The organism is Anabaena sp. AL09 (genome assembly GCF_001672255.1).
Taxonomy (GTDB): Bacteria; Cyanobacteriota; Cyanobacteriia; order Cyanobacteriales; family Nostocaceae; genus Dolichospermum; species Dolichospermum lemmermannii.
Genome location: NZ_LJOQ01000081.1, coordinates 55,379 through 63,291 on the forward strand (window position 1 = coordinate 55,379; position 7,913 = coordinate 63,291).

The window sequence follows — 7,913 nt, forward strand, 5'->3', positions numbered from 1 at the left end:
GAGGTAAAATGTTTACTCTATTGAAGCACACATTTTTTAAATATGGATGCTAGAATGGACGCTTTTGGGATCAGAGTTCGCTATTTCAGAAAAAGTTTAAAACTTTCCCAAGATGAATTGGCTGAAAAATCTGACTTACATCGTACATATATTGGTGCTGTAGAGCGAGGTGAACGAAATATTAGTTTAATGAATATTTTTCGTTTAGCTGATGCTCTTCAAGTTACAGCTAAAGATTTGTTTGATAATCCAATAGAAAATGGAGAAAACACAAAATGATAAATGAAGATGATTTACTGAATATAGCTATAGTAAATATTAGAAAAGTTTCAAAATTTAAACCTTATAAAAGCTATTCTGGTGTCAATAACAAAGAGGAATTTCAGCAATTAATAGCTAATGATCCTGCTTTTGGCTCTTTAGGTTTGGACGACGAAAGATACATTATTGCCAGAGTGGGAGGAAATCTTGTAACCTCCTTACATCGCAAACTTGGTGATATGTATGAGAATTTATTTGCCTATTTATTAAAAGAGAGTTTTGGATTAAATGAGAATGAACTACACTTTAGTGTCAATGTTAAAATTGGTAAACGTGACCAGGTTCGATCCACTGATGGATTAATCAGAAAAGATAAGTTCAATCAAAATATTCCCTCAGATTGGATTAAATATGAAGGAATAGGATTTGAAGTCCGTTCATGCTATCAAATTGGTGATTCTAAAAGAATTCAGGCTGATTATGATATGTCCTTGGCTTTGAAGTCTTACGAAATTCTGCCTGTGATGCTAATTTTCTGCAATACGTCCTTAAAAGGTCCTGTACTGAGATTATCAAAGAGTTGGGAACTCTATGAAGGAAGAAACAGTTTTGATTTAGTTCATACTATTACTGGTTTCGACCTTTATAATTTCCTTCAGAGAAATTCAGAGTTGTTGAAAAAAGAGATAGATAATATTTTCTCATATTTTCTCTAATTTTTAATACATACTGCTGTTTCATACAAACGTTTTTTACCACCCCTTTTCCTAAAGGAAATTATTTTCTCAACTTCAAAACCCTCGTGTTGAAAAAGCTGACCCAAAATCACCTCTGTAAATATCTCTACATTTGAGAGCCTAGAATTACCCACAACGTAAACACCTTGAAAATTTCTGGATACGCTCTGTTTTAAACATTTTATATGTTTCCACAAATCAATAAAGTATTTAGTAGCATAATTACACATCAAGATGTTTTGATTTTTAAGCTCATCATAGTAAGAAAAATATGGCTTAATCTCATCAGGAACTATAATTAAATCCTTCTGTAAAATTGAAGTCGCTCTACCCCATGTTCCACCTATTGCTTGTAAATCTATTTCCGTAGCTTCACTAATATCTTCTAATAGTTCTAAGAAATGCAATTGAGGTCTGGTTTGATGAATATAACTATAACGGTTTGGATAGGGAGGTGAAGTAATTACAAAATCTATAGAACGATTAATAATCGTATTTTGTAAGTTGTTTGTGGAATTACCGACTATAATGGAGTTAAAATTTGAAAATAATATTTGCTTTTGATTGAGCTTGATCAAATCTTCCTTTATGTTCTGGAGATTTGTACTAATTTCCAAATAAACATCTATCTCCCTCTGATGATTATCATCAAATGTAATAGTTGGATGATTTCTATGAATATTTGCACAATCTAAACACGCTTTATTCAAAGATAACCAGATATATTCAGAAATAGGATTATATTTTTCCTGATTCATTATCTCACGGCAAATAATCAAATTCTTTAAAACATGAATTTTCCACCAACGAAAGACATTATGAATAATTGGAACTCTGGTATTGAATATCTCAATAACATCTTCTAGTGAAAATGTCTGATATTTTTTAATCGTATCAAATATTTCTTCAAGATAAATATTAATTAAATGCGTATTATCAATATTCCATAGTAACGACTTATTTCCCACTTGCTGAAGTAGAGGATTAATCTCAATTCCCATAGCCTTAATTCCATGCTTCTGACATTCAATAACTGTTGTGCCTCTACCACTAAATGGATCAACGACAAAATCATCTTTACTAATTTTAAATATATCAATAAAAAAGCGAACTAAATTTGGCGAATAGCTAGGGGTCAGCCGATACCATCTATGTACTGACTCTGTTTGTCCTGCTTTAAATGTGATATCACCTATATCAATTTCTTGATAGTTAAAACCAGACTCCTCAATGCTTCTATAAAAACAGTTAGCAATATGAGTATTTCTATCTTCAAATAGTGATAGTTGTTGAAACATGATAACTTTAATAGTAAATTGCTACTTAAAAGTAGCACAAAATGTTCATATTGGCAATACTGCTTCAACTATAAATTTAGACTCTCCTGCCACCCACCACTATAGTACATAAGTTCTATTTTGGCTAATTTACTACCATCTCAAAAATTCATCCCTAAGATTCTTTGATCCCCCTTTATCAGTTGTTACATACAGTCCTAAACTGTAGATGAGAGTGAAAGGCAGTTGGGAGAAATTTTGTGAAAAAAGTTTTAGCAATTATTCTGGGTGGGGGTGCGGGGACCCGGCTTTATCCGTTAACTAAACTCCGCGCCAAACCAGCAGTACCAGTGGCTGGGAAATATCGTCTCATAGATATACCTGTTAGCAACTGCATCAATTCCGAAATATTCAAAATCTACGTCCTGACTCAATTTAACTCAGCCTCTCTGAATCGTCACATCGCCCGTGCTTACAACTTCAGTGGGTTTAGTGATGGGTTTGTGGAAGTGTTAGCAGCACAACAAACCCCAGAAAACCCCAACTGGTTCCAAGGTACGGCTGATGCTGTGCGTCAGTACATCTGGATGTTACAAGATTGGGATGTAGAAGAATTTCTGATTCTTTCCGGTGATCACCTTTACCGCATGGATTACCGGCAGTTTATCCAGCGACATAGAGATACAAATGCTGATATTACACTTTCCGTAATTCCCATGGATGATCGTCGAGCCTCCGATTTTGGCTTGATGAAAATTAATGAATCGGGTAGGGTAATTGATTTTAGCGAAAAACCCAAAGGTGAAGCTTTAGCACAAATGCGTGTTGATACCACCATATTGGGATTGACAAAAGAACAAGCCGCATTACAGCCATATATCGCCTCCATGGGGATTTATGTCTTTAAAAAAGATGTTTTGATTAAGTTGTTGAAACAATCTTTAGAACAAACTGATTTTGGTAAAGAGATTATTCCCGAAGCTGCTAAAGATCACAACGTTCAAGCCTTCTTATTTGATGACTACTGGGAAGATATTGGGACAATTGAATCTTTTTATGAGGCTAATTTAGCCCTGACGAAGCAACCCCTTCCTCCCTTTAGCTTCTACGATGAAGCAGCACCAATCTATACTCGCGCTCGTTATTTACCACCTTCTAAACTGCTGAATTGCCAAATCACAGAATCTATGATTGGTGACGGTTGTATTTTGAAAGATTGTCGCATTCAACATTCAGTTTTGGGAGTGCGATCGCGCATAGAATCAGGATCTGTAATTGAAGAAACCCTGATCATGGGCGCTGACTATTATCAACCATCTGTTGAAAGACAATGCAGTTTAGAGGAAAATGATATTCCCGTCGGTATTGGTACAGACACCATTATTCGCCGTGCCATCATTGATAAAAATGCCCGCATTGGTCACAATGTGAAAATTATCAATAAAGACAACATCCAAGAAGCAGAACGAGAAAAGCAAGGCTTCTACATCCGTAGCGGCATTGTTGTTGTTCTCAAAAATGCTGTAATTCCTGATGGTACAATCATTTAGTTAGTAGTGATTGGTAATTGGTAATTGGTAATTGGTAATTGGATGATTTATCTTTCTTGTCCCCTGTTCCCTGTTCCCTATTCCCTATTCCCTATTCCCTATTCCCTATGACTAAATTAATTTTGCTAATTGGTCTTCCTGGTAGCGGTAAATCAACCCTAGCAAAACAATTATTGACAGAATGCCCCCAGATGCAGCTAATTTCCACAGATGCTATCCGGGGGCAGCTTTTTGGTTCAGAAGCAATTCAAGGACCTTGGCTGCTAATTTGGCGGGAACTGGAACGACAATTGCAAACAGCCATAACCGCAGATAAAGGGGTGATTTTCGATGCTACCAACGCCCAAAGGAAAAATCGCCGGGAAGTGATTACCCTAGCCCGTAATTGTGGCTTTAGTTATATTATGGGGGTTTGGGTGAGAACTCCTGTTTGGCTATGTTTAGCAAGGAATCAAAGCCGGATTCGCCAAGTTCCTGAAGAGATAATTCTCCGAATGTCCCGTCAACTCCGGGATGCTCCCCCCAGTAAAGAAGAAGGAATAGATGAACTTATTTTCTGTTCATCATGGCAAGAGTACGGGAATTGCGCCAGTACATTCAGCAAGAACCACACTTAATTTTGGCAATTGTTTGTTAGTTTAACATAGTTTAACATCAGAATCTTTTGCCTGGCACTAGTACCGCAAGGCGGAAGTCAAAAGTAATATTCAGCAAGCTTTTTGGCGATTAAGAATGGTTGATTTATTTGCGCCGTGCTGTACTAGACCAAATAAAAGGAGACAGACCACAGAAAAAACTCAGCCCCCACAAAGGTTGATTAATAGTAAATTTCATATCTTAGAAAAAAACATAACCTAAACTTCTCCAGGAGGCTAGTAGATGGCTGCAACCGACTTTAAAGACTATTATGCAATGTTAGGAATTAGTAAAACTGCCACTTCAGAAGAAATTAAACAAGCTTTTCGCAAACTAGCCCGTAAATTTCATCCTGATGTTAACCCCAATAACAAACAGGCTGAAGCCAAGTTTAAAGAAGTTAATGAAGCCTACGAAGTATTATCAGACCCAGATAAACGCAAAAAATACGACCAATTTGGTCAATATTGGAAACAAGCTGGTCAAGGTTTTCCCGGTGGTGGTCCTGGGGATATGGGCGGAGTTGATTTTGGTCAATACGGCAGTTTTAATGACTTCTTAACTGAATTATTTGGTGGTGCAGGTCCTGGCAGCGGACGACAAAGTTACTCTTATCGAACTTCTCCAGGTAGACCAGGTGGCGGTTTTAACGATGTTGGTCTTCAAAATGGCGGTGCTGGTGGTACACAAGATACAGAAGCTGTAATTATTTTAACTTTTGCCGAAGCATTTTCCGGTGTTCAAAAACGGTTTAGTTTAGGCAGCGAAACTATTGATGTGCGTATTCCTGGTGGCGCTAAAACTGGGACTCGTCTACGGGTGAAAGGAAAAGGACAAATTAACCCCATGAGTCAACAACGGGGAGATTTATACTTAAAGGTAGAATTACAACCCCATACTTTTTTCCAAATAGAAGGGGACAATCTGGTTTGCGAAGTATTAATTACCCCTGATGAAGCCACATTAGGCGCGGCAATAGATGTGCCTACACCCGATGGTCATGTCAGTGTTAAGCTACCTGCGGGAGTCCGTTCTGGTCAATCTCTGCGCTTACGTGGTAAGGGTTGGCCTGTAGCTAAAGGCGGACGTGGTGATCAATTTGTGAAAGTAGCGATCGCTCCCCCAAAAGACCTCACACCCCAAGAGCGGGAATACTATGAAAAAATCCGAGCTATCCGTACCTATAACCCCCGCAGTCATTTAGCACAAGTTAAATTGTAAAGATTATTGAGGGTATTCCGTAAACAACGATCTATAAATGTTATTTTCTATTCCTTATAGGATTTTCACCATTTTATGATTTATGCTATCCCTGTGCCTTAAATAATCGCCTCTAGAGGAGTAATATTTTGAAGATAAAAAAGCATTCTATTAGGCTAGTCAATTATTTCAGACATTTTGTCTACTTGAGTTTATGGCTAACCTTACCAAGCTTACTGCTGGGAACAACTATCTCAGTTAACTCCGCATCTGCGGCAGATGACATGGTAGCAGCAAATCTCAATAATGAATTAATTACAGATCAAACGACAACAACCACTTCTTTAGCCGATACCAAACGAGTATTCACAGCCGCAGACTTAAAACCTAAGGTTGAATCTACTCCTGGGCAAAAACAACTAATTGCCCAAAATGCCGACAGTGATACCAATGATCTCAATAAAATCCGTCAAGAGTTATTAGTTGAACCCCTAATCAAGGCTAAAATCGTCAAGCCTAAGCCAACGTACGCACCAGGACTCAGTTTTGTCGGTACTAGTGCCTTCGCAGCTAACATGGGTGACGCTTTCATGGGAGCAACAGGGGCAACCGCTGGTACGAGAGGTGACCGTCTAAGAGATATAGACGGAAGTATGGGACTCGGTGTTGGTTTAGGTAACTCCCAAAAAACAGTTGGTCTGGAATTGGCCTACAACATCGGTAGTATCAAAAGATTTGGTAGCAATGGCAGTTTTGACCTCAAAGCTCACCGCATTGTCTATGCCAAAGGAACTAATCAAGTTGCTGTAGCTGCCGGCTGGAGAGCTTTTGCTCAGTATAAGACTAAAGCTAGTCGTGAACCTCTTAGACCTTCCACCGCCTATGGTGCGGTAACAACTTACTCCCTGTTAAAGCCTAATGATCCTGTTAATAAAATGCCTATCTCCTTCTCATTAGGGGTTGGGGGCGGCGACTTCCGCCAAGGTGATGACAGTACGGGTGTATTTACTGGAGTCGGTGTGCAAGTTCATCCCCAAGTAGGTGTGGGTCTAGGTTGGAGTGGAGTTGGTTTGAACATTGGGGCTTCCTTTATTCCTGTACCGACTTTACCCTTAACAATTACAGCCCAAGGTGCTGATCTAACAGGTAACAGTACTGGTGGCACAGTTTTTGCCTTAAGCATAGGTTATGGTTTCAATTTTTTACCTAAATAAACACCTCAATATTTAAGTAATCATCATGTTGACAATCAGAAATTTCCTTTTTTCCCTCAGTCTCAGTCCTCTATTGGCACTGGCTTGGCAATTACCAAACCAAGCCCAAAATACCAGTGGTACAGCCGGCTCTAACAGTGGTGCTATTACTGGGGTTTCAGAAACTAGCACTGTCTCCAATCCTCCAGTAATATCAACACCAACAGGACAGACTATCACTTCTACCATAGTACCAGGTGTTTCTTTCGGCATTACTACTGGTGTTTCCACAACAGGTGAACTATCGGCAATTAGTACAACGATTCCAGCTTCAACAGCGACCGTAGCATCAACTTTAAGTAGCGTCACTGTGACAAACAGTGCAACGGGAAACTCTGTTGTGATCACTCTTCCACCGCAAGTTCAGGTTGCTGTGAATCAGTCGGCTGCTGCTATTATTCAGACTCTTAGTACAACAGGCGGTGGGACAACAGGCGGTGGTGGTGCTAACGTTGTTTCACTGCTGACAGGCGGTGCTGGATCACAAGCAGCAGCAGTTGCCCTGACAGACAGTTTAACTACTGCGGGTATTTCCCCACAAAAAGCACAGGCATTAGTCGCAGCCCTAGATGGGTTGTTTGGTTCTACTAAAGCTTCCTTATCAAATCTGCCTCTAGCTCAGGCAACACCAGGACAGCTAGTAGCTAGTAATAAAGCTTTGAAACCTATTCTTGTTATTGCTCAATCTGGTGCAGCAATAAATGTAGATATCAACAAGCTGAACGATGCTATTGTTGCCTACAATGGCATTATTCTCACCAGCGAGGCAGAAAATCTCAGGAAACTTTATAAGGGTACCGATTTCGTTGGTATTGCTAAAGTTCTCAAAGAATTAAGAACGTCAATTCAATAGGACTCCATCACAAAAGTATCACCAAATAGAACGAAAGGCACGGAAGCCACTTGGCTTTAGAGGGTGTTTGAAAAGTTATGGTTGATGTATCAAATATTTTTTACCCCACCCTAACCCTCCCCTTGTAAAGGGGAGGGAACTGGATT

At 39.1% G+C, this 7,913-nt stretch carries 8 protein-coding genes; 7 read left to right on the plus strand and 1 reads right to left on the minus strand.

Annotated elements, in window-relative coordinates:
* Positions 1 to 42: 42 nt before the first annotated feature.
* Together AN490_RS15520 and AN490_RS15525 are read left to right on the plus strand one after the other, a co-directional pair.
* Positions 43 to 279 carry a helix-turn-helix transcriptional regulator gene (locus AN490_RS15520; RefSeq protein ID WP_041457682.1) on the plus strand — a complete coding sequence of 79 codons (237 nt, stop codon included), beginning with the start codon at positions 43 to 45 and terminating at the stop codon, positions 277 to 279.
* The gene (locus AN490_RS15525) at positions 276 to 977 is read left to right on the plus strand and encodes a type I restriction endonuclease (protein ID WP_300005114.1); all 702 of its coding nucleotides are present in this window, start codon (positions 276 to 278) and stop codon (positions 975 to 977) included. Before AN490_RS15520 ends, AN490_RS15525 begins: the two co-directional genes overlap by 4 nt.
* Here AN490_RS15525 and AN490_RS15530 read toward each other — a convergent pair.
* Entirely contained in the window at positions 974 to 2,296 is a 1,323-nt protein-coding gene (locus AN490_RS15530; RefSeq protein ID WP_300005117.1) for a DNA methyltransferase, read from the minus strand. The genes AN490_RS15525 and AN490_RS15530 overlap by 4 nt on opposite strands.
* Before the next feature lie 239 nt (positions 2,297 to 2,535).
* Between AN490_RS15530 and AN490_RS15535 the strand changes: the two genes are divergently transcribed.
* The 5 genes from AN490_RS15535 to AN490_RS15555 all read left to right on the plus strand — a co-directional run bounded on the left by AN490_RS15535 (position 2,536) and on the right by AN490_RS15555 (position 7,767).
* Entirely contained in the window at positions 2,536 to 3,825 is a 1,290-nt protein-coding gene (locus AN490_RS15535; protein ID WP_271837552.1) for a glucose-1-phosphate adenylyltransferase, read from the plus strand.
* 107 nt (positions 3,826 to 3,932) lie between these two features.
* On the plus strand, positions 3,933 to 4,442 hold the full coding sequence (locus AN490_RS15540) for an AAA family ATPase (protein WP_300005120.1): 510 nt from the start codon (positions 3,933 to 3,935) through the stop codon (positions 4,440 to 4,442).
* A gap of 262 nt (positions 4,443 to 4,704) precedes the next feature.
* Positions 4,705 to 5,682 carry a DnaJ C-terminal domain-containing protein gene (locus tag AN490_RS15545; protein ID WP_300005123.1) on the plus strand — a complete coding sequence of 326 codons (978 nt, stop codon included), beginning with the start codon at positions 4,705 to 4,707 and terminating at the stop codon, positions 5,680 to 5,682.
* A 128-nt stretch (positions 5,683 to 5,810) separates the two neighbouring features.
* Positions 5,811 to 6,875, plus strand: coding sequence for a hypothetical protein (locus AN490_RS15550; protein WP_300005126.1), 1,065 nt, complete (start codon positions 5,811 to 5,813; stop codon positions 6,873 to 6,875).
* 25 nt (positions 6,876 to 6,900) lie between these two features.
* Positions 6,901 to 7,767 (plus strand): hypothetical protein, encoded by an 867-nt coding sequence (locus AN490_RS15555; protein ID WP_300005129.1) that lies wholly within the window; start codon positions 6,901 to 6,903, stop codon positions 7,765 to 7,767.
* The last annotated feature ends 146 nt before the right edge of the window (positions 7,768 to 7,913 follow it).